This window comes from Fibrobacter sp. UWR2, assembly GCF_002210285.1.
Lineage (GTDB): Bacteria > Fibrobacterota > Fibrobacteria > Fibrobacterales > Fibrobacteraceae > Fibrobacter.
Genome location: NZ_MWQE01000006.1, coordinates 109,386 through 135,799 on the forward strand (window position 1 = coordinate 109,386; position 26,414 = coordinate 135,799).

General features: G+C 54.1%; 26 protein-coding genes. 13 read left to right on the top strand and 13 right to left on the bottom strand.

Features of this window, described 5'->3' with window-relative positions:
• Positions 1 to 8 precede the first annotated feature (8 nt).
• On the bottom strand, positions 9 to 1,202 hold the full coding sequence (locus B7994_RS09535; protein WP_088638230.1) for a YhcG family protein: 1,194 nt from the start codon (positions 1,200 to 1,202) through the stop codon (positions 9 to 11).
• Between the two features lie 429 nt (positions 1,203 to 1,631).
• On the opposite strand from B7994_RS09535, the gene B7994_RS09545 reads away from it, so the two are divergent.
• Positions 1,632 to 2,273, top strand: a complete 642-nt coding sequence (locus B7994_RS09545) for a hypothetical protein (RefSeq protein ID WP_144063831.1) — start codon at positions 1,632 to 1,634, stop codon at positions 2,271 to 2,273.
• A 34-nt stretch (positions 2,274 to 2,307) separates the two neighbouring features.
• On the opposite strand, the gene B7994_RS09550 is transcribed toward B7994_RS09545, so the two are convergent.
• The gene (locus B7994_RS09550) at positions 2,308 to 2,940 is read right to left on the bottom strand and encodes a hypothetical protein (protein WP_088638233.1); all 633 of its coding nucleotides are present in this window, start codon (positions 2,938 to 2,940) and stop codon (positions 2,308 to 2,310) included.
• 95 nt (positions 2,941 to 3,035) lie between these two features.
• Between B7994_RS09550 and B7994_RS09555 the strand changes: the two genes are divergently transcribed.
• Positions 3,036 to 4,019: a MoxR family ATPase gene (locus B7994_RS09555; protein WP_088638234.1), complete on the top strand. Its 984-nt coding sequence runs from the start codon at positions 3,036 to 3,038 to the stop codon at positions 4,017 to 4,019.
• Positions 4,020 to 4,098: 79 nt separating this feature from the next.
• Here the strand turns inward: B7994_RS09555 and B7994_RS09560 are convergent, their stop codons facing one another.
• Positions 4,099 to 4,488, bottom strand: coding sequence for an RDD family protein (locus tag B7994_RS09560; protein ID WP_088638235.1), 390 nt, complete (start codon positions 4,486 to 4,488; stop codon positions 4,099 to 4,101).
• Between the two features lie 22 nt (positions 4,489 to 4,510).
• Positions 4,511 to 5,614: a glycosyltransferase gene (locus tag B7994_RS09565; RefSeq protein ID WP_088638295.1), complete on the bottom strand. Its 1,104-nt coding sequence runs from the start codon at positions 5,612 to 5,614 to the stop codon at positions 4,511 to 4,513.
• A 104-nt stretch (positions 5,615 to 5,718) separates the two neighbouring features.
• On the opposite strand from B7994_RS09565, the gene B7994_RS09570 reads away from it, so the two are divergent.
• Positions 5,719 to 7,401, top strand: coding sequence for a GGDEF domain-containing protein (locus tag B7994_RS09570; protein ID WP_088638236.1), 1,683 nt, complete (start codon positions 5,719 to 5,721; stop codon positions 7,399 to 7,401).
• 41 nt (positions 7,402 to 7,442) lie between these two features.
• Positions 7,443 to 8,645, top strand: coding sequence for a hypothetical protein (locus tag B7994_RS09575; protein ID WP_144063832.1), 1,203 nt, complete (start codon positions 7,443 to 7,445; stop codon positions 8,643 to 8,645).
• Positions 8,646 to 8,651: 6 nt separating this feature from the next.
• Here the strand turns inward: B7994_RS09575 and B7994_RS09580 are convergent, their stop codons facing one another.
• The 4 genes from B7994_RS09580 to B7994_RS09595 form a co-directional block, all read right to left on the bottom strand.
• A complete protein-coding gene (locus B7994_RS09580) occupies positions 8,652 to 9,407 on the bottom strand; it encodes a tRNA (guanosine(46)-N(7))-methyltransferase TrmB (RefSeq protein ID WP_088638238.1) in 756 nt (251 codons plus the stop codon).
• Positions 9,407 to 10,630, bottom strand: a complete 1,224-nt coding sequence (locus B7994_RS09585) for a hypothetical protein (RefSeq protein WP_158213128.1) — start codon at positions 10,628 to 10,630, stop codon at positions 9,407 to 9,409. The genes B7994_RS09580 and B7994_RS09585 overlap by 1 nt, the downstream gene beginning before the upstream one ends.
• A 24-nt stretch (positions 10,631 to 10,654) precedes the next feature.
• Positions 10,655 to 11,521 carry a TIGR02147 family protein gene (locus B7994_RS09590; protein WP_088638296.1) on the bottom strand — a complete coding sequence of 289 codons (867 nt, stop codon included), beginning with the start codon at positions 11,519 to 11,521 and terminating at the stop codon, positions 10,655 to 10,657.
• Positions 11,522 to 11,688: 167 nt separating this feature from the next.
• Positions 11,689 to 12,729 carry a sigma-54-dependent Fis family transcriptional regulator gene (locus tag B7994_RS09595; RefSeq protein WP_233143150.1) on the bottom strand — a complete coding sequence of 347 codons (1,041 nt, stop codon included), beginning with the start codon at positions 12,727 to 12,729 and terminating at the stop codon, positions 11,689 to 11,691.
• A gap of 217 nt (positions 12,730 to 12,946) precedes the next feature.
• On the opposite strand from B7994_RS09595, the gene B7994_RS09600 reads away from it, so the two are divergent.
• The 5 genes from B7994_RS09600 (at position 12,947) to B7994_RS09620 (ending at position 17,545) form a co-directional block, all read left to right on the top strand.
• Positions 12,947 to 15,079 carry a glutamine synthetase III gene (locus B7994_RS09600; RefSeq protein WP_233143152.1) on the top strand — a complete coding sequence of 711 codons (2,133 nt, stop codon included), beginning with the start codon at positions 12,947 to 12,949 and terminating at the stop codon, positions 15,077 to 15,079.
• Positions 15,080 to 15,328: 249 nt separating this feature from the next.
• On the top strand, positions 15,329 to 15,547 hold the full coding sequence (locus tag B7994_RS09605; RefSeq protein WP_088638241.1) for a hypothetical protein: 219 nt from the start codon (positions 15,329 to 15,331) through the stop codon (positions 15,545 to 15,547).
• On the top strand, positions 15,529 to 16,086 hold the full coding sequence (locus tag B7994_RS09610) for a GNAT family N-acetyltransferase (RefSeq protein ID WP_088638242.1): 558 nt from the start codon (positions 15,529 to 15,531) through the stop codon (positions 16,084 to 16,086). The genes B7994_RS09605 and B7994_RS09610 overlap by 19 nt, the downstream gene beginning before the upstream one ends.
• 122 nt (positions 16,087 to 16,208) lie before the next feature.
• Positions 16,209 to 16,568, top strand: coding sequence for a DUF1232 domain-containing protein (locus tag B7994_RS09615; RefSeq protein WP_088638243.1), 360 nt, complete (start codon positions 16,209 to 16,211; stop codon positions 16,566 to 16,568).
• Between the two features lie 23 nt (positions 16,569 to 16,591).
• A complete protein-coding gene (locus B7994_RS09620) occupies positions 16,592 to 17,545 on the top strand; it encodes a hypothetical protein (protein ID WP_158213129.1) in 954 nt (317 codons plus the stop codon).
• An 11-nt stretch (positions 17,546 to 17,556) separates the two neighbouring features.
• On the opposite strand, the gene dtd is transcribed toward B7994_RS09620, so the two are convergent.
• Genes dtd through B7994_RS09635 form a run of 3 tightly spaced genes read right to left on the bottom strand, consistent with a single transcriptional unit; the run spans position 17,557 to position 20,025 of the window.
• Positions 17,557 to 17,991 carry a D-aminoacyl-tRNA deacylase gene (gene dtd / locus B7994_RS09625; protein WP_088638245.1) on the bottom strand — a complete coding sequence of 145 codons (435 nt, stop codon included), beginning with the start codon at positions 17,989 to 17,991 and terminating at the stop codon, positions 17,557 to 17,559.
• Position 17,992: 1 nt separating this feature from the next.
• Positions 17,993 to 18,754, bottom strand: a complete 762-nt coding sequence (locus tag B7994_RS09630) for a ThiF family adenylyltransferase (RefSeq protein WP_088638246.1) — start codon at positions 18,752 to 18,754, stop codon at positions 17,993 to 17,995.
• A gap of 29 nt (positions 18,755 to 18,783) precedes the next feature.
• Positions 18,784 to 20,025 (bottom strand): aminotransferase class V-fold PLP-dependent enzyme, encoded by a 1,242-nt coding sequence (locus tag B7994_RS09635; RefSeq protein ID WP_088638247.1) that lies wholly within the window; start codon positions 20,023 to 20,025, stop codon positions 18,784 to 18,786.
• A gap of 115 nt (positions 20,026 to 20,140) precedes the next feature.
• Between B7994_RS09635 and B7994_RS09640 the strand changes: the two genes are divergently transcribed.
• Together B7994_RS09640 and epmA are read left to right on the top strand one after the other, a co-directional pair.
• A complete protein-coding gene (locus B7994_RS09640) occupies positions 20,141 to 21,529 on the top strand; it encodes an FISUMP domain-containing protein (RefSeq protein WP_088638248.1) in 1,389 nt (462 codons plus the stop codon).
• Between the two features lies 1 nt (position 21,530).
• The gene (gene epmA / locus B7994_RS09645; RefSeq protein ID WP_088638249.1) at positions 21,531 to 22,499 is read left to right on the top strand and encodes an EF-P lysine aminoacylase EpmA; all 969 of its coding nucleotides are present in this window, start codon (positions 21,531 to 21,533) and stop codon (positions 22,497 to 22,499) included.
• On the opposite strand, the gene B7994_RS09650 is transcribed toward epmA, so the two are convergent.
• Positions 22,500 to 23,015, bottom strand: a complete 516-nt coding sequence (locus B7994_RS09650; protein ID WP_088638250.1) for a TlpA disulfide reductase family protein — start codon at positions 23,013 to 23,015, stop codon at positions 22,500 to 22,502.
• Positions 23,016 to 23,068: 53 nt separating this feature from the next.
• Between B7994_RS09650 and B7994_RS09655 the strand changes: the two genes are divergently transcribed.
• The gene (locus B7994_RS09655) at positions 23,069 to 24,136 is read left to right on the top strand and encodes a type IV pilus twitching motility protein PilT (protein ID WP_088638251.1); all 1,068 of its coding nucleotides are present in this window, start codon (positions 23,069 to 23,071) and stop codon (positions 24,134 to 24,136) included.
• A 3-nt stretch (positions 24,137 to 24,139) separates the two neighbouring features.
• Positions 24,140 to 25,342, top strand: coding sequence for a type II secretion system F family protein (locus tag B7994_RS09660; protein ID WP_088638252.1), 1,203 nt, complete (start codon positions 24,140 to 24,142; stop codon positions 25,340 to 25,342).
• A gap of 259 nt (positions 25,343 to 25,601) precedes the next feature.
• On the opposite strand, the gene pflA is transcribed toward B7994_RS09660, so the two are convergent.
• A complete protein-coding gene (gene pflA, locus B7994_RS09665) occupies positions 25,602 to 26,381 on the bottom strand; it encodes a pyruvate formate-lyase-activating protein (RefSeq protein ID WP_088638253.1) in 780 nt (259 codons plus the stop codon).
• Positions 26,382 to 26,414: the final 33 nt, after the last annotated feature.

Sequence of the window (26,414 nt, forward strand, 5' to 3'; positions counted from 1 at the left end):
GGTCGGCTTTATTTAGGAGAATCGCGGTTTTCGTTGACTTCTTTTTTGAGCCATCGGGTGAGTTCATCTTCGGCGGGGAGGTTCAACTTGTATTTTTGCACAAAAAGAGATTCCTCGATTCCCGCTGTTGCGTATTCCACAAGTTCCTTGCCTGCCTTGGTACACATTAAAATCCCTACAGGGGGATTGTCTCCCTTTTCCATTACGTTCTTCCGGTAATAGGCTAGGTACAGATTCATCTGCGCAATGTCGTCGTACTTGATTTTTGTGGCTTTCAAGTCGATTAACACATGACATTTGAGAATCCTGTGGTAAAAAACTAGGTCGCAGAAAAAGTAGTCATCATCAACGAGTATGCGCTTTTGCCGTGTCTCGAAACAGAATCCATTGCCCAACTCCAACAAGAACTCTTCAAGGTGGTTCATCAAAGCGTTTTCCAAATCGGATTCTTCGACAACGTCTTTGTTGCTGAGTCCGATAAATTCGTAGACATACGGACTTTTGACCAAATCTTTTAAGGCCGGAGTATGTCCTGTCTGGGCAATACGGGACTGGACGATTGCACTCATTTTTGCAGGGTTCTTGCTCAGGGCAGTGCGCTCGAAATAGTTGGAGTCGATTTGGCGCTTGAGTTCACGAGAACTCCATACACCTTTTATTGTTTCAAGTTCGTAAAATGTCCGGGCCAATGGGTTTTCCAAGGCCATGATAAGGGACAAGTGGGTGAACGGGAGCTTATTAAAGAGTGTTTCAGGCGGAATTTCGATCTTTTCAGATTGGGCAAGCACTGCTTGCCCAATTTGGCAATCACCGCTTGCCAAATCTGAACCCATAGGGGACAATGCCTCCAGATTGGCACCCATATCGGCTGTTGGTAGCCTGTTTGAGCCGAATTCTGAAGCCGTGAATTCAAGAACCGGACGCGCCAAATTCTTGAATTCCATGTAGAATTGGCGGTAAAGACGCAAATTCCTGTAAGAAAGTGATTTCTTGTTTAGGCGTTCCGCTAGTTTTTGGAGCGTTTTAGCTCCGTACGTTGCCCTGTCGTTGCCGTTCTGCTCGTAATGCACAATGTAGTAGCCGGTAAGCCAGTTGCGGGCGGTCACGTTCTTGTTGATTGCCTTGGCGGTGTTTTCGACAAAGGCCTCGTCGATTTGCGCGATAGCGTTACAGAGTCCGTTGAAATCGATATTTTTAGCCATGATATGCTCCTGTTTTTTTTGCGGTTTGCAAACGGGAGATATGCATGTAGAGCGCAGAACACCGGTTCACAAACCTGTTAATGACAGATTGATGATCCCACAAAATGTGGGGGTGCTCTACGTTGATAGCCGTGGGGCCGGTTCCCCACAGGGCAACTGTCTTGATTCGCGATGTTGTCGATTTCGCGAAGGAAGACGACCTCAAGCAGATAGTTGAACTTCCCGCCCTGAGTTTATCGGTGTCGGCGGGGTTAATTGCTACTACTATGGGAAAATATACAAAAAATCCTGCGGATAATGACTCTTCTTATAAATGAGGTATGGATCATTTTCCCCGCGCCGGGAATATGGTCTTTTTATTTGATGAAGTCCACGAATTGGTGGATGGAATGAATCCGGGTTTTGCCTAGATATTCTATTTTATAGATAATGGCTCGCGGAATTTTATGGATTGTGTTGATGGTGTGCGCCCTGCTGCTTGCGGGGTGCTCAAGTCATCCGCCTTCTGCAGCGCAGTTTATGAATGTGAAAGAAGACGGAACTGCTATTGTTATCGGAGGGACTGCTAAAGTCGGTGGCCTCCATCGAGGCAAGAATCGGTTGCAGAGTGACTATTCTGATGTAGAACTCTTTGGTGATTTAGATGTTTCTCTTTTGTTTAGATACAGCCATTTGGTTCTGGGATTTTATTCGGAAAATCTTTATTCGATAAGCGGCCTTGCTGGTTCCCGATGGGAATACGTAGGCGTTCAAGGCTGGTTCGGTATGTCTGTTTTAGTGGTTGACAAGCAAGTCCCTATTTACGGCGGATTGATGTTAATCGAAGAATATCCTGTAAGTAAAAATCTTAGAGTGGGGCTAAGTGAACACATTTCGCGTAATGCCCACGGTGTAGATAAGAATGAAGCTGGTTTAGGTTCTCCGGCTACGGGTTTTTATCATGAGTTTGGTACCGGAATTTATCTGGCGTATAAGGATTTTTCAGCAGAGTTTCGGTATGGACGGGAAATTGATGAACCGAGAAATCGCTTTTATTTTATGATAAATTATGGCTTTGATTCTGATGGCTAGTTTTTTAAAAAGGGCGGTTCCCCCGTCTATGCCTTTACGAAAAACAGCTTTTGACGCATGCTTCGAGGATTGCGGCGAAGGCGAGCAGGGTTATGCCGTACTTGGGGCGGAGCCTCTTGATTAAGGGGAAGAATGCGTTGATGATGTACAAAGTAGATGCGACCAGGTAGCCTAGCGCGATGATGTATGCAGGCTGGCCCAGGCCGGAATAGAACAGGCCGTTGTATTCCCCGCGGGCGAAAGTTTCTAGGGAAAAGAAGAAAAAGAACGAGGCGATGCTTAGGGCAATCTTGAAGTTCCTGAGCCAGAAATCTTTGGGAGGGAGGTTCGCTGACGGATCCTTGTCTTTCCAGATGTGCTTATTGAAAAAGGGGATGCATGTCGAATACCAGATGAAAATCCCGATTGCGGGGAGGAACTTGGCAAATTCGAAAACGTGCCAAAGTTGAAGGCTATTGATTACGGAGGGGTCGCTGGCGATGGTGAACAGTAAACCGTCTTCAGGGCGGCCGCGTGGTCCGCGAAGTAAAACGAGAACGTAGATTACCAATACGATTCCGATGAGTATCAGGAATTGCTTAAATCCCCTTTTGTCGGGCAGGGGCTGCGGCTGCTTGAGGATTTTTTCTTCGTAATTTTTGAGTTCTTCTTCGGTAAAACGTGCCATATTCTGCAATAAATGTAACATAAAGGGGCGTAATTTGTTTTTCTCGGGGCAATTTTTGTATTTTAATGTCCGTAAAAATCATAGAGGTTAACTAAATGGATATTCAGGAACTTTCGGAAAAGGTGCGCCAGCAGAGCGCATTCTGCATGAACTTGCTGCGTGAAGTGGAAGGGACGGTGATTGGCCAGAAGGCTCTGGTGGAAAGCATTTTGACGGGTATTTTGGCCGACGGTCACGTGCTGCTGGAAGGCTTGCCGGGCCTTGCCAAGACGACCGCGGTGAAGGCTTTTGCCGATGCCGTGTCGCTCGACTTTAAGCGCATCCAGTTCACTCCCGACCTGTTGCCGGCCGACTTGCTGGGTACCACGATTTACAACGCGAAGGAAGCGAAGTTCGAGACTCGCAAGGGCCCGCTCTTCACGAACCTCGTGCTCGCCGACGAAATTAACCGTGCTCCGTCGAAGGTGCAGAGCGCCTTGCTCGAAGCCATGCAGGAACGCCATATCACCATCGGTGACGAGACGTTCAAGCTGGATGAGCCGTTCCTGGTGCTCGCTACGCAGAACCCGATTGAACAGGAAGGTACGTATCCGCTGCCCGAAGCCCAGGTGGACCGTTTCCTCTTGAAGGTGAAGGTCAGCTACCCGAACAAGGCCGACGAAATGAAGATCCTCGACGCCGTTGCCGGTGCGGGCCTCCGTCAGCCGCAGGCTGTCGCCACGAAGGAAGACATCCTGGCCGCCCGCCAGTTGGTGAAGCAGGTGTACGTGGACGAACGCGTGCGCGAATACATCGTGAACCTCGTGCTTGCGACCCGCGATCCGGGCAGCATCAAGCGTAGCGAACTGGTTGGCTTTGTGGAAGTGGGCGCCTCTCCGCGTGCTTCTATTGGCCTTGCCCAGGCTTCGAAGGCTCATGCATTCATTCAGGGCCGCGCCTACGTGACGCCGGAAGACGTGAAGGCCGTCGCCATGGAAGTGCTCCGTCACCGCATTATCCTGAGCTACGAAGCCGAAGCGGAAGAAGTCTCTGCCGAAACCGTGGTGCAGAAGATTCTCGACAGCGTCGAAGTGCCGTAATCGAAAACGGTACGAGTGTCGCGGGTTGCGCAACCCAATTGTCAACCCCATTAAAAAACGCTCCTTACGGGGCGTTCTTTTATTTTGCGATGACGTCTGTCTTGGCGATTCTGTCACCAATGCGTTTTCTCGTGATGATGAACGCGAATATCTCGATCCAGTTCAGTAGCCAGGGGACGTTGCGCAGGATTCTCCTGCCGGCGGATACGGGTACCTTCGTCTCGGCGTCGACGACTTTCAGCTTCATTACCATTTTTCCGATGCTGCCACCGCTCGGCAGGTCGCGGAAGATAAGGTAGAGCATGGCAATCATGCTTGCGATAAGTGCCCTCGACATGAGTTCGGTAGGGTCCTTGAGGCCGTTGTCCTGCATGGACGGCAGGATGATCAGGAAGAAGAACGGGATATTGTTTATCAGTGCCGTTATGACGAGGTCGATGAGGATTGCGGCGAGTCTTTTGGAATCCATCTTGTTTCCTTTTTTTGCGTTTTTATTTCCAGCGGAACATGCCGGTGATGCCTGCGGGCACGGCGAACACAATCATCGGAATCTGGATGAGTTCTGTCGGCAAGAAGGCGAGCATGCGGCGCTTGGAATGCAGCTTCCAGGAGGCAATCATCAGGAATACAAAGTCCACGACAATCTTCGGCAAGATGCTGAAGGCGCACCACTGCCACGGGCAATCCAGGAATGCGACGCACCATGGGCTGATAAACATCCAGATGTAGTACGTATAAATTAATGTCAAGAGCAGAACGTATGCCTTGCTCTCGTAGTTCGTGCCGTTGCTGCTCCAGCGGGCGCGCTGGTTGAATAGCTGCTTCCAGGTATGCACCGGCGCGGTCTCGATAACGGCGTCGCGGTCCAGGTTGTAGCAGACCTTCGTGCCCGGGATTTTCATCATCTTGTGGATGAGCATGTCGTCATCGCCGCTCGAGAGGTTGATGAGGTCGCCGAAGCCGCCGACTTCGAAGAACAGGTCCTTCTTGTAGGCAAGGCAGGCGGCTGAGGCGACAATCGGGTGCCCGAGGCTAAAGCCGGCGGCCTCCATCGCGGTGTACCCGAGGGTCTCCAGCTTTTGGTACAGGTGGGGCATGGAACGCGAGCCGTTGTTCTGCTTGGGCCCCTGCACGATGCAGATGCCGTCCACGAATCGGCCCGCCATGGCGGTAATCCAGCTCTTGCGCGGGATGCAGTCCGCGTCCATCGTGAGCAGCACATCGTTTTTCGCGATCTTGAATGCGCTTTCGAGGGCGCGCTTCTTGGGGCTTGCTATTACGGGCAGGTCCTGCGGCAGCGAGAGCACGCGGAACTTCGGGTGCGTCGCGGCGAACTTCTCGAGGATTTCGCGGGTGGAGTCCGTCGAGCGGTCGTCTACGCAGATGACTTCCCACTCGCCGGCATAATCCTGCTCGGCAAGCGCTTCCAAAGTACGTTGTGCGAATTCCTCTTCGTTCCTCATCGGTACGACGACCGATACGCTCGGGGTGGCCTTCGGGCCCTTGTAACGGTGCGTGCGGACAAGCCCTATTATGAAGAACAGGAACAGGAGCACGTAGAGCGTGGTCAGGCTTGCGACGATAATGCCACCCATGTGCGAAAATGTAGAAAAAATCGTCGTTTTTCCCTGCTTCATTTGTGTGTTTAGGAAAATTCTGTGTGCAGCGGCGTAGAAATGGAGTTATTTTTATTGGTAGGATGTCTAATAAGTTAAAGAGAATAATAGCTTGGACTTTGGCCGTCTGTTTCTTGGTCTGCGCGCTGGTTGCGTTCCTGATGGTTCGCGGGTGCGGCATTTCGCCATCGATTACCCGCCTGGACAACCGCGGGGTGGCGTTCTTTAGAGGCGATACGCTCGAAGTCCCCTCCATTTCGAATTACATGTCCCCGACTGGCACCCGCTATGGCGATTCCATTGCCCTGCGGTTCGACCTGCCCGAGTTTACCGGCCCGACAATGACCCTGCGCTTCCGTTCGGTGCATGTGGCCTTCGATGTGTTCCAGGGCGGCGAGAGGATCTATACCTATGGCCACGACCGCGCCTCCCGCGGCAAGTTCATCGGCAGCGGATTCCACTATGTGCCTCTCTTCCATTCCGCATCGGGCAAGCCTATCGAGTTGCGGGCATTCTACGCTATCGATGACAACCGCAAGGCGTTCTACGATTTTGACTTGCTCCCTTCTGAATATGCGAATAGCGACTACTATGCGCGCCATGTGTTCGCCCTCGTGGTGGGCGCGTTCCTGACCCTGTTCGGAATACTCGCCCTGCTTGTCGGTGTCGCGACCGCCTTCTATGGCATCTCGGCCTCGCGCCCCATGATGATAGGCCTCCTCTCTACGTCGCTTGGCCTGTGGACGCTCTGCTACATGAAGCTTTTCCAGATTATCTCCTTCAACCTGACTCTCAATTCGGCAATAGAGTACATGAGCCTTTACTTTGCTCCGCTTCCGTTCTGCCTTCTGCTTATGAATATGCGCAAGGGAAAGATAACCGCCTGGAGGTGGTGGGGTATCCTTGTCGTCGTCATTATCGGAGCGATACTGCTGATTGTCAATTCTATCCTCCACTTTACGGGTGTTGCTCCATTCCCCAAGACGCTCCCGCTCTTCCACTTTTATGTGGGTGTCGGCATGGTGTACCTGGTCGCCTCGGGTGCGCTGTACAGTTCGAAGATGGAACTCTCGGGCAAGGTGCTCACGCTGGGAGTCGTTTTCTTTGCCGTGGTCACGGCGTTCGACCTGGTCCGCTACAACCTGTGCCTGCGCTACTCGGTGGGGCATTCGCTGCTCGAGATGACATGGCTGCCTTTCGCGGCACTCGTGTTTGTGATGATGCTTATGGCGAGCTACCTGATTTACCTGTTCCATATCCTCGAGGACAAGGCTGAGAAGGATGTGCTTTCGACCATGGCGTACGTGGATTCGCTGACGGGACTTTTCAACCGCGCGAAGTGCCAGCAGATTTTCGGGTTCCTGGACAAGTCCACCGCCGATTTCGCGATTGTGAGCATCGACCTGAACGGGCTGAAGATGGTGAACGACCATTACGGCCATGCCGTGGGCGACAACCTGATAAAGGCCTTCGCCTCCGTGCTCAAGCAGGCCTTCGCAGGCCTGGGAACCGCTATACGCATGGGCGGAGACGAATTCCTGGCCATTGTACGTAACGAGCACGTCGCGGACCTGCCTGCCGCAATCGACAAGATGCTCGACCTGCAGAAGAACTGCAGGCAGGAACTGCCTATCCCGCTGGAAGCGGCCTACGGGATTGCCTACCGCAGCGAGTCGGGCGGGAATGCCGATACCGTCTACCGCGCTGCCGATAAGCGCATGTACGATATGAAATCGACGATGAAGTCCAAGCTTGTTCGCAAATAAATTTTATATATATTCATGATAAACGATTCGGGTGGTTGACAATGAAAAAGACAACGGTTTTGGCAATTGCGGGAGTATCGCTTGCCTTCTGGGCCTGCGCAAAGACGGCTCTTCTCCAGGACGAGGCTGTATTCAAGGGCAAGACAGGCGTTATTGGCGTCTTCCGCCAGCCTGCGTTCTACTGTAGCGAGGCGACCCCGCACTACATGAAACTCGGCGATTCCACGTTCGTGGTGAAGCCCACGTGGAGCACGGAACAGGACAACGTGTTCTTTGCACCGCTCAAGCCGGGTCCGGCGACGCTCTACAGCTACAGTTACGACTGCGGCGAGAACGAGAACAAGTTCGTGCTCGATACGACCGCTGCGAACAAGGGCGCCTCGGGCCTGATTATTCCCGAACAGGGCCTTTGCAAGATTGTCATCTCCTTCGTGCAGGGCGACAAGCTCTTTATGCACGATGATGTGCTGATTGATGAGGAATTCAAGAAGGCGGATGTTGCGGTCAAGGCGTCGGACATCCCATATTGCGAGGTGCTGAAGGGCGACGGTACAAAGCTGAGCTTTGCCAACCGCGATTCCCTGCTGCGCGAGCAGTTCAAGGCGGCGGTCGAAGCGGCGAAGGACGGTGGCTGCGAACAGGTCCGCCCGCTGGTCGTAATAGACTCGACTTCGGACAAGGTAACTTGGAACGGGGAGAAGGACAAGGTGCTGATGGTCGCCGCCCATGCGACTCCCGACCTGTATGAGAATGGCATGCCCGTAACGATCGACGGCGAGATGCGCGTGTATTCTGACCGCGAGATTCTCGACTGGTACAAGATGAACGGCAAGAGCGTGCGCAACTGGCCCCTGAGACTGCGCCAGCTGCTTGGGCTCCCGCGCGACGCGAAGATTACGCACTTCACCACGTTCTGGGTCGACCCCAAGAACATGATCCGTCCGGCGTACACTCCGGATATCACGAGTTCCGAGATGGCCTGCCGCTTTGAAGAAGACGACGATTCCCAGTTGGATTCGCTTGGCATGTGGCTCAGGAACTGGTTCGACAAGGCCTGGAGTACGAACTACAAGAGCGAAGGTGGCTACCCGTGGACCCGCCTTGGGTATACCTATGACTGGGGTGCCGATGGCATCGACAAGTACGGGCTCTCGGAGTTCCTGCTGATGAACGAGTCTAAGGTCGTGGTACAGACGACGAAGGACCTGAAGTCGTTCGTAAGGTGGCTTGGCGACCGCCGGTAGGATAGTTTATTTGTGATGGATGGAAACCCGCCACAGTTGCTGGCGGGCTTCTTTGTATTTGCGCTCGAACGCGGTAATGGGCCGCTCCGGCTCGAACGCTTCGCAGCTGATTGTGCCCGTATTGTCATCCCCGCATAGGCAGGGATCTTTTCCGACCTGCGCCGCTTCCGCGAATTCCCTAGCATATATTTCCCAGTTGGTGCGCATCTCGATGGTATCGCCCAGTTGCAGGAGCGTCGGAAAAATCGGGTGCAGGTGGAACCTGCGCGTGGCCTCGCTCTGCTTGGGCCACGGGTTCGGGTAGTAGAGCGCGTGGTAGGGGATATGCCAGCGGCCAGCCTGTACAGCCTCGAGGGCGAGCCGCCAGAAGTCGAGGAGTTCTGCACGTACGAGGAATGCGTTTTGCGGGAAGGCGCTTGCGCCGCTAACGCCTGCGCCGCCGGCTTTTGTGAGGCGGGCTGCCGACTTGTCTATCCCGATGACGGGAATGTCCGGGTGCTGGCGGGCGATATTCAGCGTGCTTTCGCCCGTCCCGCAACCTGAATCTAGAATTACTTTATATGAAGAGTGGCCGGCGGGGATCTTATTATAAAAGTCTTCGACAAACTTTTCCGCTTCTGCAAACGCCTTGCGCGTATGCTCCGCGATAGGCCGTAAGTAATCGGTCGTCGCATACTTGCGTACGACCTCTTCCAGTTTATCGTATATGTCGGCTTGGTTCGTGGTGACGGCGCGTGCGCCCGCGATATGCGATTCCTGCATTACCGCTTCCAGATGCTCAGGCGCTTGCCACCGATAAGTTCGATGTCGTCCAGCCAGAAGTCGACTGTCCTTTCGTTAGCGCTGACCTCGAAGTCCCACACGAGCTGGTTCACGCAGGTGTAAGAGAATCCGTCTTTCAGTATATCGGCGAGCGGTACGAGTACGCGTTCCCAGTTTTCGGACAAGTTAAACTTGCGTTGGGCGATGTTCTGGTTGCCGGATTTCTGAGTCTCGTCGATAACGCCGAACTTGAATGCTCCCATTCCCCTGACGCGGAATGCTACCGTGTCTACGGACGAGATGTCGTTGCAGAGCGTCTTGTCGCTCTTGCCGAGTTCAATGCCGACTGTTGCCCAGGGCCACAGCTTTTCGCCGGAAGAAGAATCCTTGAGAGTCTCGCCGAAAGTTGCTTCTACATGAGCCACGATGTTGCCGTCTTTCTCGGTGACGAGGGTAAAACGGTGCCACCCGTCGTCGGTGATGAATTTGGGCGTAACGTTCTCTTCGGAGTAGTCGAAGTACCACCAGCCACCTTCGTAGAATTGTGCCGGCATAAAGCGGTTCTGGTAGTTGGAATCCTGGAAGTCGTCGAGCAGGAGCGCGCGGCTTTCTTCGGCGAACGTGCTTACGGTCGAAGTTTCACCGGCGACGACCTTCAGGTAGGTGCTGCTGGTGTCGTTCTTCTTGTTGCTCGGAATGAACACGAGGCTCAAGGGGCCTGCCGGCAGGGAGTCGAGCGTGAACTTGCCGTCGACAACTTCTGCTTCGTGGGCCATGCCGCGCACCATCACCTTGCCGGACTGTTCCTGGACGGAACCGGAAATGGAGACGGTCTTCGTGAGGCTATCCTTGCCAAGGTCGACGTCTTCGCCTTTGACGAGGACTTCCTTCTGCAGGGCCTTGTCGCCCATGACGGCTTCGAAAATGTATTCGCCGTCGGCGATGTTTTCAAATGTGATGACGCCCTTGGAATCCGTGCTCGCGATGTAGGCGGAATCAGGGTTGATACTTTCAGTTTCGGTGAGGCGTACGGTTACCTGCGCCGCGGGCTTACCCGCAGAGACAAGTTGGGCCGTGATGGCATTACCGGCATCGGTACCGCTGGGGCCGCCGCCCGCCATCTTTTCGGAATCGGAACATGCCGAAAGGGCCGCTGCTGTCGAAAGCGCGATCAGTCCCAGGCCGAATGTCGAAATATTCCGCTGCACCTTGGAAAGATACATATTTTTGAAAAGTCCGCGCATCGCCTAGCCCTCCTTTTTCGGGGCCGGATTGCTGGAATCGGTCGTGGCCGGGTCTTCGACCCTGTCGGAAAGCGGGAACATCGCGATATTCATGGCGTACACGCGGTCGGCGCGCTCGCTCTTGCGGGCAAACTGCAGGAGCCCGCGGCGGAATTCCTCGATGCGGTGCTTGATTTCGGGCAGGTCCTCCTCGGCCGCGGTAAACACCACGCTCGAGATGTCGCGTTCTTCGGGCTTGTGCCTGTCGATAGATTCCTGCGCGAGTTCAATAGTATGCCTATGGAAGTTGCGGACGGCCTGGCTCTTGACTTCGCCGCCGGTAGAAAGAATCTGGTCGGTGATGTTCCAGCCGCCGTTGCCGTCGGGAGCGACAAGCCCGAGCTTCTTCAAAATTTCAAGCGCACTGCGCGCCTCGTCTTGCGAAATAGGCGGGTTCAGGTGGCTTGCAAGTTCCGGAATATTGCTCGTGTCTTTCGTGATGCCGATGAGGGCGCGGAGCGCGGAGCAGCTCCAGCTACCGAAGTAGGCAAGTTCAGGCTCGGTAAGCACGCGCGTTTCCATTTCGCGCAGTTCCATGAGCCTGTAGTAAAGTTCGCTGAGGGCCTGCTTGGCCTTCGTCTTGTTAAAGCGGTAAAGCGTCTTGAAGTACTCCGCCCTGCGGTCGTCGAGTTTGCAGAGGCGAATGAATACCGGGAGCGAATCCTCGTTCAGGTGCCCGCCCTTCTGGAATACACGTACGAGCCAGGCCGGATCCACGCCGGTCTTTTGGCTCAGGTAGCGATAGCTGGTGAACGGGTTGTCTTTTTTGCTCTCGGCAAACCAGTCCTTCAAGAAATCGCGGTATTCTAGGTATTCGAGTACGTCAACCATGCTCATAATTTACCTAAATGGCGGCTAGAGCGGTACAGGCCCGCTGCCCCAAGGTAAAGTTTCTGTTGCATTTTGTTCAACGAAGGGGTGTGGCGGGTGTATATTGCTGGCCGTGGCGGGGGTGTCGCTGGCCAAGAATTGCCGATTTTTGCTTAAAAAAGGCGAGTTTAGGACTGCGTCAGTCCGAACTTCTTTGCCTTGTAGTGCATCATGCGGGGGCTTACCGAAAGATCGCGGCCGGCGGCGCTCAAGTTCCCGTTGTTGCGGCGGAGCGCCTCGGTGAGGATTTCCCTCTCGTAGCTTTCGAGGAGCGTCTCGAGCGAGGCGTTCCCTTCGGGGATGATGGATGTCTTGCTGGTGACGTCGGTCTGCAGCGTGGGTGGCAGGTCGTGCGAATGGATGCAGTCGTCGGTGGTGGCGAGCGCCGCGCGTTCGATGCAGTTCTCGAGTTCTTGCACGTTGCCCGGCCAGTGGTAGCTCATGAGCATGTCGATGGCGGGCGTGGAAAGGCGCGTCACGTGCTTGCCGTACTTGAGGTTCACCTGCGCGATGAAGTGTTCTGCCAACAGCAAGATGTCGCTCTTGCGCTGCGCTAGGTCGGGGAGCGTAATCTGCACGATGTTCAGACGGTAGAATAGGTCTTCGCGAAAGAGTTTCTGTTGCATCATCTCTTCGAGGTTCTTGCTTGACGATGCGATGATGCGTACATCGGAATGGAGCTGCATGTTGCCGCCGAGGCGGTTGAAGGTTTGTCCCTGCATAAAGCGCAGCAGTTTCTCTTGGTCGGGGAGGCCGAGCGCCGAGACGTCGTCGAGGAATAGCGTGCCGCCGTTGGCGACTTCCGCCTTGCCGATATGGCGTGTGTTCGCGCCGAGGAATGCGCCGCGTTCGTAACCGAAGAGTTCGCTTTCGAAGGCGCTCGCCGGGTTCCCGAAGCTTTCGCGGAGGTTCGCACACCCGAGTACGGTGAACGGGCCCCCTTTGCGCGGGGAGAGTTCCGCGATGGTGCGGGCGGTGAGCTCCTTGCCGGTGCCGTCGTTGCCGTAAATAAGCGCGGGCGCGTCGTTGCCGGCGCAGGCTTTAATTTGCTTGTAAACGCTGCGCATCTCGCCGCTGTTCCCGACCATCTTGCCGGGCTTCTCGTCGATGATATCGCGCAAGGCCTTGATTTCGGCTTTCAGCCGTTCTATTTCTTCGGTTTCTTTCAAATTGCCATCCCCGACTTGCTCGTCATGCCGGGCTTGACCCGGCATCTCTTTTCATGCGTCGCGTCCTGTAAATTTTACATTTATGTAATAATATACATCTTTTTTACAAAAATGTAATGAAATTTCGGAAAAACACCCCGAAAAACGCGTGCCAACCCCCGTTTTTATTCCTAATTTCTTTTTCATAAAGTGAAAAACGCCCCTTTAGGGGCAAAAAATGAGGTTCAAGATGAGCGTAAGCTACCGCAAAAAGACAATCAACGAAATCGCGAAGGAGCCGACTGCGCCTGTCAAGCCGGCCGCCCCGGTCAATGTCGATTTCTACGGCGAAGACGTTTTCAATATCGAGGCCATGCGCGAATACCTGCCCAAGGACGTCTGCGAAAAGCTGATTGCGACCATCAACGAGGGTGCCGCCCTTGACCCCTCCATCGCTGCCGACGTGGCCCACGCTATGAAGAAGTGGGCGATGGACCGCGGTGCCACGCACTTTACGCACTGGTTCCAGCCGCTCACCGGCTCTACCGCCGAGAAGCACGATTCCTTCCTGGAACCGGACGGTTGCCGCGCCATCATGGCGTTCAGCGGCAAGAACCTCATCGTCGGCGAACCGGACGCATCCAGTTTCCCGAGCGGCGGTCTGCGCTCCACGTTCGAGGCCCGCGGCTATACCGCCTGGGACCCGACGTCTCCTGCCTTCATCAAGCGTCACGGCAATGGTGCCACGCTCTGCATCCCGACGGCGTTCTGCAGCTACACCGGCGAAGCTCTCGACAAGAAAACTCCGCTCCTGCGCAGCCTGCAGGCCCTTTCCAAGTCTACCCGCCGTCTTATGACCTGCTTCAAGGCGGGCCCCAAGAAGACGACCGTCACGCTCGGTGCCGAACAGGAATACTTCCTCATCGACAAGCGCTTCTACCTGCAACGCCCCGACCTGTACCAGGCCGGCCGCACGCTGTTCGGTGCTGCTCCCGCGAAGCACCAACAGATGGATGACCATTACTTTGGTAGCATTCCGGCGCGCATCCTCAACTTCATGAACGAAGTCGAAACCGAACTCTGGAAGCTCGGCATTCCGGCGAAGACCCGCCACAATGAAGTCGCGCCCGCGCAGTTCGAACTCGCCCCGATGTTCGAAGAAGTGAACCTCGCCTGCGACCACAACATGATGATTATGGAAGTGCTCCGCAACGTGGCCGACAAGAACGGCCTCGTGTGCCTGCTGCACGAAAAGCCCTTCGCCGGCGTGAACGGATCCGGCAAGCACAACAACTGGTCCGTGTCTTACGGCAAGGGCAACTTGCTCAACCCAGGCAAGGACCCGCACCAGAACGCCGTGTTCCTCACCACGCTCTGCGCCATTATTTACGCTGTCGATACTCACGCCGACTTGCTCCGCATGACGACCGCTGGCGCCGGCAACGACCACCGCCTCGGTGCAAACGAAGCTCCTCCGGCAATCGTCTCCATGTTCCTCGGCGATCAGCTGATGGACGTGATTGAACAGATTGAACAAGGCGTGCCGAAGTCCAGCAAGCAAGCAGGCGCGCTCCGCATCGGTGCCGACATGTTGCCCGCCCTCCCGCGCGACGCTACTGACCGTAACAGGACTTCTCCGTTCGCCTTCACCGGCAACAAGTTCGAATTCCGCGCTCCGGGCTCTAGCCAGAGCTGCTCCGAACCGAACGTGGTCTTGAATACCATCGTGGCCGAAGCGTTCGACATGATTTCGGAACAGCTCGAAAAACTCGACGAGAAGAACTTCCACACGGGCCTGCAAAAGATTTTGCAGAAGATCGTGAAGGAACACAAGCGCGTCATCTTCAACGGCAACGGCTATACCGACGAATGGATTGCCGAAGCCGAGCGCCGTGGCCTCCCGAATATTCGCACCTCCGTGGAAGCCCTCAAGGCCCTCACCAAGGAAGAGAATATTCAGTTGTTCGAAAAGTATGGCGTGATGAACCGCCGCGAAATGGAATCCCGCTACGAAATCAACGTCGAGGATTTCCACAAGCGCATTCACATCGAAGGCGAAGTCTGCCGCGACATGGCCAAAAACATCATCTTGCCGAAGGTGGTGGAGGCTTACTCCAGCGCCTTGAAGACAAACGAAATGGCTCTGAACCAGGGCTTCCCCGGCGTCGATGCCTACGTGAAGTCGCTCGGCGAAGGGGTCAAGAACCTGAGTGCCGCCATCGCCACGATGGAAAACTCGCTCGAAGGCGAACACGAAGGAATCATCGATGCGATGGCCGCTTTGCGCAAGGTTGTCGATGGCCTCGAGAAGGTTGTGCCCGACGAGATGTGGCCTTTGCCGAAGTACAGAGAAATGTTGTTTATTTACTAATAAACAGCATCGGCCGCACGTCGCAGGTGTGCGGCCAAATGCCAGTTTATCTATTAATGAATAACGCTTTTGATTAGAAATAGAAGTTGTAGTCGTTGGTCCCGGCGTGCCCGGGGCTTTTTTTTTGTGAAAGCACACCCTATTGCTTTTTGCTCTCATTGTTTGTATATTTTGAACAATGGAACCGACTTGACAGGTTGCCGCCTGGCCTCTGGCTAGTTTTCTATATGGTATAACAGAAGAGGAAAAATGGCTCGCGAAATTCGAGAGACCCCGATTTTGTTCGGCGAGGATGCTCGCCGGTTTCTAGCCCGTATGGAAGAGCGGCACCCGGAACCTCCGGAAGTTCGTGCCCGCATCCAGCGGAATTACGAACTCATGAAAAAGGCCTACGAGCGTGGCATGGCAGAACAGCGTGCCCGCGAAGCGGCCAACGGAGGATTAGACCCTTGGTTCAAACACGTGTAGATAGGGAACATTTAAGTTTCATTAGATTGAAACCTTCCTATTCTGTTGAAAATTTTAGTTGCGGCGATGATGATTTGGATGATTTTATCCTTCATCGTGCTTCAACTTTTCAAAAGCACCTGCTTTCGGTTAGCTATGCCTATGTAGATGGCGATTCAGGTAAGGTTTTGGCTTATTGTAGCCTTGCCAATGACAAGGTCGCCATAACGGATTTCAAGGACAAGGCGGAATTCAACCGTTTCCGCAAGAAGCGGGGCTTTCCGAATGAAAAGCGCCTGAAGAGTTATCCTGCGGTCAAATTGTGTCGCCTTGGTGTTGACGAGTCAGTCAAAGGTCAACAAATTGGAACGATTATTATAGACTATATCAAGTGGATGTACATGAATAACAACAGGGCCGGTTGTCGCTTCCTCACTGTTGACGCCTATTTGGATGCGGTTCCGTTCTACGAAAAGAATGGATTCCGCTTCATGAACGCCGAGGACAACGATCCTCATACGCGTCTCATGTATTACGACCTGATGGATATCGTGGCGTAGTTTTGCTTAATTGTGGATAGTCCCAAAATAAGCTTGTTGATGAGAATGTCGCAGATTCCGCAAAAATTTTTACTCTTTTGTAAAAGAATAGGATATATTTCTTTTCATAGCGAAGGAAAGATATGGATAAAGAACCCGAAATCATTGATGTGGAAGTTATTGAGAAGGAAGTTGTCGAGAAAAATGGCGCGTCTGATTTCCAGAAGGGGCTCGCGGTTTTCTTCGTCATTATGTCGCTTCTGTACACCGCGTCGCCCATCGACCTTGCACCTGATGCAATTCCTGTAATTGGCTGGCTTGATGATGCGGGATTCCTTATTACAGCAACAATGAATGCTGTTCAGCAGTTTACAAAAGACCAGAATTCCTCGATGGTAAAAATCCTGAAATACACCAAGTGGCTCTTGATTATAGCGACCGTTATTGCTGCGCTGTTGCTGGGTGGGTTGATTGCTGCGATTGTGGCTCTGATTGTAAAATGAAGAATTCTAAATTTAATCCTGTCATGTTTTTCAGGAAACATCTGGGGCTTGTCTTTGGATTTGGAGTGGCTGCAGTTTCGCTTGCCATGGTCTACCTTTCTACTCGTCCGCTTATCCCGTTGGTTGTTCAGGAACAGATTGAAGACGATCTTGAAAAATGCGGCGGTGAACTGAAAGAGGCCCGCTGTGCGGTAAGTGGCGAAGACGGCTGGATTTTTCTGCAGGAAAGCCTTGTCAATCTGGTGGTGGACTGGAAAGAAAACTTGAATTCTTTTGTCGCCTTCAATGATTCACTGGAAGCGCGTGGTATCAAACTGGTTGTGGTGCCTGTTCCGGACAAATTGCAAATCGAGGCGGAACATTATTCGGAAGAATTGTCGGGAGGGATTGTCGCCCCACAATATGAGGAATGGGTGGACGCTCTGCAAGACGAAGGCGTTGTCGTTGTCGATGCGGTAGAGGAGTTTCTCGAAAAGAACGAGGAAACTCCCATGTTCGAGGCGTACGAAAGCCACTATACCAGCGCAGGCCGGCAACTGCTTGCCCAGATGATTGCCGATACCATCAACGAGATGGATTTGGATGTCCCGAGGGGAGAATGGTTCCTGCGCGATACGGTTGTTCCCGGTACCGGAAATCTTTATCACTTGAAGTACAATTCTTACCCCGATTACGATGTGCGCGTGTTAAAGACCGTGGATGCGGAAGGTAAACGTTATCACGCTTCCAAGGATGCTCCCATTGTGGTAATCGGTGACAGCAATGCCGATTTCGGCTGGAACAGTTCTTCCAATATTGGGGCCTATATTGCACAGGCGACAGGGATAAAGACGTTTACGCGTAGCCGCATTGGTGGCGGGAACCTGGGCCCGACCTTGTTCGAGGGCCGTTCGGAATTCCTGGAAGGCAAAAAGATGGTGGTCTGGGTGTTTGATGGCCGTGAACTTTACGGCGATTTCAGCATGCCGGAATTCTAGTTTCGAAGTTTTTATTCCAGCATGATTGTGAACGGACCGTCGTTCGTAAGGGTTACCTGCATGTCGGCGCCGAATTTCCCTGTCTGTACGACGGGGATTTCTTTTTTGCATTCGGCGATAATGTATTCGTAAAGCTCGTTTGCAAGCGCGGGGTTGCCGGCGCCGTTGAATGTAGGGCGGTTGCCCTTGTTGCAGTTTGCATACAAGGTAAATTGCGAGACGAGCAGGAGTTCGCCACCCACGTCTTTGATTGACAAGTTCGTCTTCCCGTTTTCGTCGGCGAAGATGCGCAGCGCAAGCATCTTGCGGATGAGCCTGTCGGCGATTTCGCGGGTGTCTTCTTCGCCCACGCCGATGAGAATCATGTAGCCCTTGCCGATCTTGCCGACGGTTTCGCCCGCAATATCCACCTGGGCGTTCAATACTCGCTGGATCAAGAATTTCATATTACTCCGCGCTAGCCAATGCCTTCTTGTAGATGTCCTGCATCACGAGGCCCGCAATCATGAATCCAAAAATAGCGGTGGAGTGCGCCATGGTCCCGTTGTAGGCCACCTTGTGAAATTCCGCGGGGGCGCAGTCATCTTCGGGGATTTCGCCCAGATTTTCGAGCAGTTCGTCGCTGTAGACGCACTGCACTTTCTTGGCGAGTTTCAGTTTCTTTTTCTTGAACTTGTCGCGCAGCGCGCGGGCGAGCGGGCAACCGGCGACTTTCCAGAATTCGGCGACCTTGATTCGCGTGGGGTCCATCTTGAGGGCTGCCCCCATTGAAGAAAATACCGTGGCCTTGGTGCGCGTGGCGTGCCACAACAGCTGCATCTTGTTTTCGAGGCTGTCGATGGCATCGATGATGTAGTCGAAGGTGTCCAGTTGGAATTTGTCTGTATTCGCTTCTTCGTAGATGTCCTGCAGCGCAACGATGTTGGCGTGCGGGTTGATTTCGAGCAGGCGGTTCTTGAGAACTTCGACCTTGACTTGGCCTACGGTCTTTGTGGTGGCCATCAGTTGGCGGTTCACGTTGGTGACGCACACGCGGTCAGAATCGACGAGCACGAGTTCCTTGATGCCGGAACGCACCAGGCTTTCAGCGCACCAGCTGCCGACCCCGCCTACGCCAAAGAGGATGACGCGCTTCTGGGAAATGCTTTCCATGACGCTGTCGCCCACGAGGCGCTTGGTGCGGTTGAAGATGTCCTGCTCGATTTCCATAATAAATTTTGCGGCGAGCCTGCGGTGAACTAAGCAAACAGACGGACGACGCGCTTGATGCCTGCGACAAAGCGGTCGATATCGCGCTTGAGCGTGTAGGCGCCAAAGCTCAGGCGGAGCGTGGCATCTACGCCGAAGCGGTCCATCACGGGCTGTGCGCAGTGGTGCCCGCTGCGGACGGCAACATTCTCTTCGTCGAGAATCATGGCGGCGTCGCTGACGGCGATTCCGTCCAAAGTAATACTCACGAGGGCGCCGCGTTCCTTCGGGTTGCCGAAGATTTTTACCTGCGGGATTTGCGCAAGCTGTTCCAATGCGTATTGCGTGATTTCTTCTTCGTGCTTGCGGATGTTTTCGATGCCCTTCTCGTTAATCCACTCGATAGCCTTGCCGAGCCCGATGACTTCTGCAATCATAGGTGTGCCAGCCTCGAAGCGGGCGGGGACGTCGGCGTAAGTCGTCTTTTCGAAGGTGACGTTCTTGATCATCTCGCCGCCGCCGTGCCAGGGGGGCATGCTATCCAGAACGTCGTACTTGCCGTAGAGCACGCCGACCCCGGTAGGGCCGTACATCTTGTGCCCGCTGAAGGCGAGGAAATCGCAGTCGAGTGCCTGCACGTCAATCTTGATGTGGCTGGAACTCTGGGCGCCGTCAATCAGGATCTTTGCCTGCGGGGCGGCGGCGCGAACGGTCTTGATGATTTCTGCAATCGGGTTCACGGTGCCGACGGCATTGCTCACGTGCGTTACCGCCACCATCTTGGTGCGCGCATTCAAAAGTCCAGGTAGTTTGTCCAAATCCAGGTCGCCGTCGTCCTTGACGGGGATGACCTTAATCTTGGCGCCCTTCATCTCGGCAACGAGCTGCCAGCTCACGATATTCGCGTGGTGCTCGAGCCCGCTAATCAAAATCTCGTCGCCAGCCTCGAAGAACTTGCGGCCGTAACTCCACGCCACCAGGTTGATACTTTCGGTGGTGCCGCGGGTGAACACGATTTCGTCTTCGGTCTTGGCGTTAATGAACTTGGCCACGTTCTTGCGGGTGGCTTCGAAAGCTTCGGTGGTGCGGGCGCTCAGGCGGTATACTCCGCGCTTGACGGAGCTGTAGTGTTCGCGGTAAAAGTCGTCCATCGCGTCGATGACGCATGCGGGCTTCTGCGTGGTGGCGGTGCTGTCCAAGAAGGCGAGGGGCTTGGCGCCCTTATCGCCTGCGACGAGCATCGGGAATTCGCCGCGGACGGCTTCGGCATTGAAAATATTGCTGTTGTCCATGCCCCCAAATTTAGAAAACTTGCTGCCATCCGTGAATTTCGGGTATGGCGCTACCTTTGTCGTTATGTTTTAAAAGCGAGATTGCTATATTGAAAATGTATAACACGAGGATAGTATGAAATATTTCAGCAAATTTCTGACCCTTGCGGCCGCGTCTATTTTTGCTACGGCTGCTTTTGCCCAGGATGATCTCCACGACGCTATCGATGCGGGTGACCTCGCTACAGCGAAGACTCTGGTCAAGAAGGGCAAGTTCGAAGATGTCTACTGCGGCAAGCTCACCCCGAGCGAAGCGGTCGAAGTCTACGAGAAGGTTTTCAAGAAGAACCCTGAAGAATCCTTTGCAAACTGCCCGACCCAGTTTGCTTACGGCTACGGCGTGCAGGCCTGCTCCAACCGCAAGGCTGTCGACGCCTGTAACGAGGTTATCTCGCTTTTGCTCCTCGATGCCGAAACCGGCAATACGAAGGCTATCGATGCCCTCGAAAACGTAATCCGCGCAGCGCTCCGCGTCAAGGAATTCGCGAAGCCTGTGAAGATGATGGCCGACACTTCTTTCTGGGTACCGTGCCCCAAGAAGGGTAAGGCTCGCACCGAGTGCATGGAAGAATGCCTTGACCAGGCGCGCAAAATGAACGATGCCGCCCGCGAGGAAACTTGCGAAAAGAAGCCCGAACGCTTTGTCGAAGATACGTCGTTCCTCGTGCCTCGTCCGTCGCCTTTGTACGAGAACCTCCGCAAGGGACTTGTCGATGGTTACTGGAAGTCTCCGAAGAACGTTGCACACAGGTATGCCACCATGCTGCAGAACAGTGCCCGTGCGCTGTCGCTCCCGGATTCCGTTGTCATCAACGACGCATATCTCGAGAACTGGGCCGACAAGCACAAGGCCGATGGCACTCCGCTCCCGGGTAGCCAGCTTTTCCGCTTCTGTGCCAGTTGGCAGCCGAAGATTGACGAAATGCTCGCTACCAAGGGCTTTGAAACGCGCTGCCCCGTGTTCGAGGAATTTACGGACCCGCGCGATGGCCAGAAGTACAAGGTCCGCGAGATTGGCGGCAAAAAATGGTTCGTGCAGAACCTGAATTTCGTGATGAAGGGTGCTTCGAACTGCTACGACCGCGAAGATGAAAACTGTGAGATCTATGGCCGCCTGTACACGCAGGGTGCCGCCATTGAGGCATGCCCCGAGGGCACGCACCTCTCGACAGATGAAGACTGGAAGGCTCTCGAGACTCTCGCTGGCGGCGCAAGTGTGGCTGCTGAAAAGCTCCGCAGCAACGGTGGCGATGACTATGCCTTTACTGCCCTGTTCGGTGGTTACGCCAACAAGAGCATGAACTCCGTGATTCAGGGCGAGGGCGCCTATTTCTGGACAGAGAAGCGCCTGAGCGATGGCCGTGGCCTTGCCCGCTCTATGTTCAACACGGAGAATGCCGTGACGTCGATGCCGGTCGAGAAGGAATTCTGGCTCTCCGTGCGTTGCGTGGTGAACGACAAGTAAGATGTCCGAAGGTTTGGAGTTTACACCGACATGTGACCGCGAGACATGGATCTTGCGGCAATCCCTGATGAACAAGGTGCGCCAGTTCTTTGAACGGCACGGCGTGCTCGAGGTGGAAACTCCTGTGCTTTCGAATGCTGGCGGTACAGACCCGCAGCTCGATTATTTCGAGGTGGACGGTACTCCGAGGCATTATTTGATGACGAGCCCCGAGTTCCACATGAAGCGCCTGCTTTCGGCGGGGTTCGGCGACATTTTCCAGATAACCAAGTCCTTCCGCAAGGATGAATTCGGTAGCCACCACAACAACGAGTTCAGCATGGTGGAGTGGTACCGCGTGGGCATGCCGCAGGAACAACTCATGGACGAAGTAGAACAGCTCGTGAGTGAAATTACCGGCAAGCCGCTGCATGCGCGCCGCACCCGCTGGATAGATGCGTTCAAGAACTACGCCGGCATTAACCCCTTCTGCAAGGATTTGGACAACTTTGTCGAAACTTGCGAATACCACGACGTGCCTGTGCCCGAGGCTATGGAACGCATGAGCCGCGAGGACTGGTGGGACTACCTGATGGTATTTGTCATCGAGCCCGCGCTTGCATCGAATGGTCCGGAGTTCATTATGGATTACCCGCCTTCGCAGGCAGCGCTCGCGCAGACGTATACCGACAAGGACGGTTACCTCTGGGCACGCCGTTTTGAGCTCTTTGTAGACAAAGTAGAATTGTGCAACGGGTACACCGAACTCACCGATGCCGACGAACAGCGCCGCAGGTTCGAAGCAGACCTGGAAATCCGCCGCCATATGGGGAAACCGCTCCCGCCGGTCGACGAATACTTCCTTGCAGCGCTTGAATCAGGGATGCCTGCTTGTTCTGGCGTGGCGCTTGGTCTTGACCGCCTGTTCATGCTTGCCTTGAACAAGCCCGAAATCAAGGACGTCGTGCTGTTCCCGAGCCCGATAGCCTAATTACCTTACCAGCGCCTTGATAGCCCGCGACATCTTTTTTTCGTCGATGATTCCCGCCTCGACGTAGTCGATTTTTCCGTCTTCGTCGATGAGGTAGCTTACGGGGATTACGCGCGGGTTGCCTAGCATGTTCATCAGGTTGTAGTTCCAGTGCACCATGGTCCAGGTCATGTTGTACTTCTTTTTGAAGCGCGAAGCAATCTTCACGTTGTCGTCTTCGCTCACCATTAGGATCTTGAATCCGTTGCCTGCGAATTCGCGTTGCAACTTTTCGAGCGAGGGCAGTTCTGCAATGCATGCGGGGCACCAGCTTGCGCTCAGCACGATGAGTGTCGCCTTGCCCTTGAGTGCATCGAAGTTCGTCTTCCCGCCTTCGACATCGATTGCCTCGAAGTTCCCGATGGTTTCGGGCAGGGTCTGGAACGGCTGCGCCTTCTCGCGGTACACCAGGTACGCGAGGAACAAAAAGGCAATCAAAACGGCGATGCCAATGCTTTTGGACGATATAAAGCGCATATCCGATAAGAATTTATGTTTTTTTCGGGCGGTTTTAAGTTATATTCTTGAATATGGCATACAATATTCAAGACCTTCTTTCTGAAATGGTGAAACGCGGTGCGTCCGACCTGCACATTACTGCAGGTGCGCCCCCTCTGGTGCGACTTTCCGGTAAATTGACCCCCATCGGCGACGACAAGTTGAAACCGGACGAAACCATGCGCATGACGTACAGCCTTATGAACGAACTGCAGAAGAAATCGTTCGAACAGAATAAGGAGTGCGACTTTTCTTTCGGTATTGCAAACCTCGCGCGCTTCCGTGCGAATGCCTACCTGCAGCGTGGTTGCGTGGCGCTTGCGCTCCGTATTATCCCGCTCGAAATCAAGACGTTTAAGGAACTTGGCCTCCCGAAAATCCTGGCCGAGTTCACGACCCGCCCCTCCGGCCTCGTGCTGGTGACGGGTGCTACGGGTTCGGGTAAGTCCACGACGCTTGCCGCCATGATCGACAAGATCAACAAGGAACGTCACGACCACATTTTGACGGTGGAAGACCCGATTGAATTTTTGCACAAGCACCAGGGCTGCATGATCAACCAGCGCGAAGTCGGCAGCGATACCAACAGTTTCTCGCAGGCGCTCAAGATGGCGCTCCGCCAGGACCCGGACGTGGTGCTTATCGGCGAAATGCGTGACCTCGAGACCATCCGTGCGGCCCTAACGATTGCAGAAACGGGCCACTTGGCTTTTGCGACCTTGCACACCAACTCGTGCGTGCAGACCATCAACCGCGTGGTGGACGCTTTCCCGAAGGGCGAACAGCAGACCGTGCGTACGCAGCTTTCGTTCGTGCTCCAGGGCGTGATATGCCAGACGCTTATCCCGAAAATTGGCGGTGGCCGCGTGATGGCCTACGAAATCATGAACGTGACTCCGGGTATCCGCGCGCTTATCCGCGACGACAAGGTACACCAGATTGAATCCATGATTGAAATTGGCCAGAAGTTCGGCATGAACACGATGAACATGTGCCTCTGCGAACTCGTGAAGAACCGCAAGGTTGACCGATTCGAGGCGCTCGCACGTTCGCCGAGCCCGGACCAGTTGGAACAGTTGTTCGTGAAGGAAGGAGTCTAGTAGATGGCCGAATTTTTGTACAAGGCCCAGAATGCACAGGGCAACAACTTTGAAGGTACGCTCGAGGCCAAGGACAAGGCCGAGGCCGAAGCGCTCCTGATGCGCCGCCGCCTCACGATTGTGAAGCTCAAGAAAAAGCCGATGGAAATCAAGCTCAACATCGGCAACGGCATCAAGCACGAGGACTTGACCCGCTTTACGCGTATGTTCTCTTCTATGTGTTCTGCAGGCCTCCCGATGTTGCAGTGCCTGAACATTCTGGAAGAGCAGTGCGAAAACCCTGCGCTGAAGGATGTTGTGCACAAAGTAACGCAGTCCATTAACGGCGGTTCTTCGCTGGCCGATGCACTTGCGCAGCACCCGAAGGTTTTTGACTCCCTGTATTGCAACATGGTGGCCGCCGGTGAAGCGGGCGGTATCTTGGAAGGCATTCTTGCACGTTTGGCCGAAACCATGGAAAACAGTATGCGCCTCAAGCGCAAGGTGAAAAAGGCCCTGACTTACCCGGTGATGGTTATCATCGTGGGTATTGTTGTGGTGATTGCACTTATGACGTTCGTGGTGCCGACATTTGCCGAACAGTTCGCCGCCTTGGATGCGGAACTCCCCGCGCCGACGCAGGTCGTTATGAACATTTCTGACTTCCTACGCGATAACGGTGGCTTCTTGTTCCTGGCTGTGATTGCGTTGGGTATCGCATGGAAACTCGTAATGAAGGTGCCTGCGGCGCAGTTTGCGTTCGACAAGTTTATGCTGAAGGTGCCCAAGATAGGTGACCTTACGATCAAGTCTTCTACGGCAAGTTTCTCGCGTACATTGGGAACGCTCTTGAATGCGGGCGTTAGCGTGATGGATGCGTTGAAGGTCGTGGCCTCTACGGCAGGTAACAAGGTCGTGGAACAGGCAATCGGCAAGATTTCAATTGGTATTGCCGGTGGTAAGAGTATCGCGGACCCCATGACTGAAGTAGGCATTTTCCCGCCGATGGTTATCCAGATGACAGGCGTGGGCGAGAAAACAGGTAACTTGGGCGGCATGCTTTTGAAACTGGCGGACTTCTATGACGAAGAAGTGGACGCCGCAGTGGATGCCGTGGTGGGCATGATTGAACCGTTGATTATCGTGTTCCTCGGTGGCGCGGTCGGCGGCCTCTTGATTGCAATGTATATGCCGATGTTCTCGATGGGCGACGCTATCAAGGGCTAATAAACTGCGTAATACTTCGTTACTCCCCCTCTCGCCGTAGGTTTAACTACGGCTTCGGGGGTCGTTGCCTCGTCTTACTTGTTTCTTACCCCTTGCTGAATACTGCGCCTTGTCCTGCTAGCCTTTTAGCCTTTACTCAAAAAAAGGTCGTGGCCTCGCTTCACTCGTTTTTCTGCGAAATTTTGGTTTGAGTTAAAGATTTTGTTAAAAAAAATGGTGGGCTTTCATCCATCATTTTTTAGTTAAATCGCGACGACAGTCAACGAAAGTTCAATATTCGCTTTGCGTTTTCAACGCGCTCGGGAGTTGGCGACTTGACGTCTTTTAGGGCGTAGTCGATGCCGAGTTGCTGGTACTTGGCGAGTGCCAATGCATGGTAAGGCAATACGTCGACGCGCTCTACGTTGCTCAGCGTGTCGATGAATGCGCGGGTCCGCTTCAATGCGTTGTCGTCGTCGCTTATGCCGGGCACAAGCACATGCCTTATCCAGATGGGTTTGTGAATTTCATCCAGATAGCGGAAGAATTCGAGAATGTTCTCGTTCCCGTGGCCGGTGAGTTCCTTATGGACAACGTTGTCTATGTGCTTGATATCTACAAGCAGCAGGTCGGTCACCTTCATCAGGCGCTCGATTTTTTCGAACGTTTCTCCGGTACGGCGGAACGTGACCCCGCTGGTATCAATGCAGGTGTGCACGCCTGCGGCCTTCGCAAGTTCGAAGAATTCCACCATGAAGTCTAACTGCGCGAGCGGTTCGCCGCCACTCACGGTGATGCCGCCTTCGGCCCCCCAGTAGCTCTTGTAACGGAGGGCTTTTTTCAAAAGGTCGCCGGCAGAAATTTCGAAGGGGTTCTCGTTCGGGAGCGTTGCCCGCACGTTACTGCCCGAGTCGCGGCCTGCGATGTCGAAACTCCATGTCTCTGGATTGTGGCAGAACTTGCACCGCATGGGGCAGCCCTGCAGAAAAACGACAAAACGGACGCCCGGGCCGTCGACGGACCCGAACGTTTCCAGCTTGTTGATTCTACCGAGCGCCATGCTTTGCCATGCCTTTTATGACAGCGAACAACC

Coding starts and splice junctions, on each gene's coding strand:
- B7994_RS09535 (WP_088638230.1), bottom strand. CDS start 1,202: ATGGCTAAAAATATCGATTTCAACGGACTCTGTAACGCTATCGCGCAA.
- B7994_RS09545 (WP_144063831.1), top strand. CDS start 1,632: ATGGCTCGCGGAATTTTATGGATTGTGTTGATGGTGTGCGCCCTGCTG.
- B7994_RS09550 (WP_088638233.1), bottom strand. CDS start 2,940: ATGGCACGTTTTACCGAAGAAGAACTCAAAAATTACGAAGAAAAAATC.
- B7994_RS09555 (WP_088638234.1), top strand. CDS start 3,036: ATGGATATTCAGGAACTTTCGGAAAAGGTGCGCCAGCAGAGCGCATTC.
- B7994_RS09560 (WP_088638235.1), bottom strand. CDS start 4,488: ATGGATTCCAAAAGACTCGCCGCAATCCTCATCGACCTCGTCATAACG.
- B7994_RS09565 (WP_088638295.1), bottom strand. CDS start 5,614: ATGGGTGGCATTATCGTCGCAAGCCTGACCACGCTCTACGTGCTCCTG.
- B7994_RS09570 (WP_088638236.1), top strand. CDS start 5,719: ATGTCTAATAAGTTAAAGAGAATAATAGCTTGGACTTTGGCCGTCTGT.
- B7994_RS09575 (WP_144063832.1), top strand. CDS start 7,443: ATGAAAAAGACAACGGTTTTGGCAATTGCGGGAGTATCGCTTGCCTTC.
- B7994_RS09580 (WP_088638238.1), bottom strand. CDS start 9,407: ATGCAGGAATCGCATATCGCGGGCGCACGCGCCGTCACCACGAACCAA.
- B7994_RS09585 (WP_158213128.1), bottom strand. CDS start 10,630: ATGTATCTTTCCAAGGTGCAGCGGAATATTTCGACATTCGGCCTGGGA.
- B7994_RS09590 (WP_088638296.1), bottom strand. CDS start 11,521: ATGGTTGACGTACTCGAATACCTAGAATACCGCGATTTCTTGAAGGAC.
- B7994_RS09600 (WP_233143152.1), top strand. CDS start 12,947: ATGAGGTTCAAGATGAGCGTAAGCTACCGCAAAAAGACAATCAACGAA.
- B7994_RS09605 (WP_088638241.1), top strand. CDS start 15,329: ATGGCTCGCGAAATTCGAGAGACCCCGATTTTGTTCGGCGAGGATGCT.
- B7994_RS09615 (WP_088638243.1), top strand. CDS start 16,209: ATGGATAAAGAACCCGAAATCATTGATGTGGAAGTTATTGAGAAGGAA.
- B7994_RS09620 (WP_158213129.1), top strand. CDS start 16,592: ATGTTTTTCAGGAAACATCTGGGGCTTGTCTTTGGATTTGGAGTGGCT.
- dtd (WP_088638245.1), bottom strand. CDS start 17,991: ATGAAATTCTTGATCCAGCGAGTATTGAACGCCCAGGTGGATATTGCG.
- B7994_RS09630 (WP_088638246.1), bottom strand. CDS start 18,754: ATGGAAATCGAGCAGGACATCTTCAACCGCACCAAGCGCCTCGTGGGC.
- B7994_RS09635 (WP_088638247.1), bottom strand. CDS start 20,025: ATGGACAACAGCAATATTTTCAATGCCGAAGCCGTCCGCGGCGAATTC.
- B7994_RS09640 (WP_088638248.1), top strand. CDS start 20,141: ATGAAATATTTCAGCAAATTTCTGACCCTTGCGGCCGCGTCTATTTTT.
- epmA (WP_088638249.1), top strand. CDS start 21,531: ATGTCCGAAGGTTTGGAGTTTACACCGACATGTGACCGCGAGACATGG.
- B7994_RS09650 (WP_088638250.1), bottom strand. CDS start 23,015: ATGCGCTTTATATCGTCCAAAAGCATTGGCATCGCCGTTTTGATTGCC.
- B7994_RS09655 (WP_088638251.1), top strand. CDS start 23,069: ATGGCATACAATATTCAAGACCTTCTTTCTGAAATGGTGAAACGCGGT.
- B7994_RS09660 (WP_088638252.1), top strand. CDS start 24,140: ATGGCCGAATTTTTGTACAAGGCCCAGAATGCACAGGGCAACAACTTT.
- pflA (WP_088638253.1), bottom strand. CDS start 26,381: ATGGCGCTCGGTAGAATCAACAAGCTGGAAACGTTCGGGTCCGTCGAC.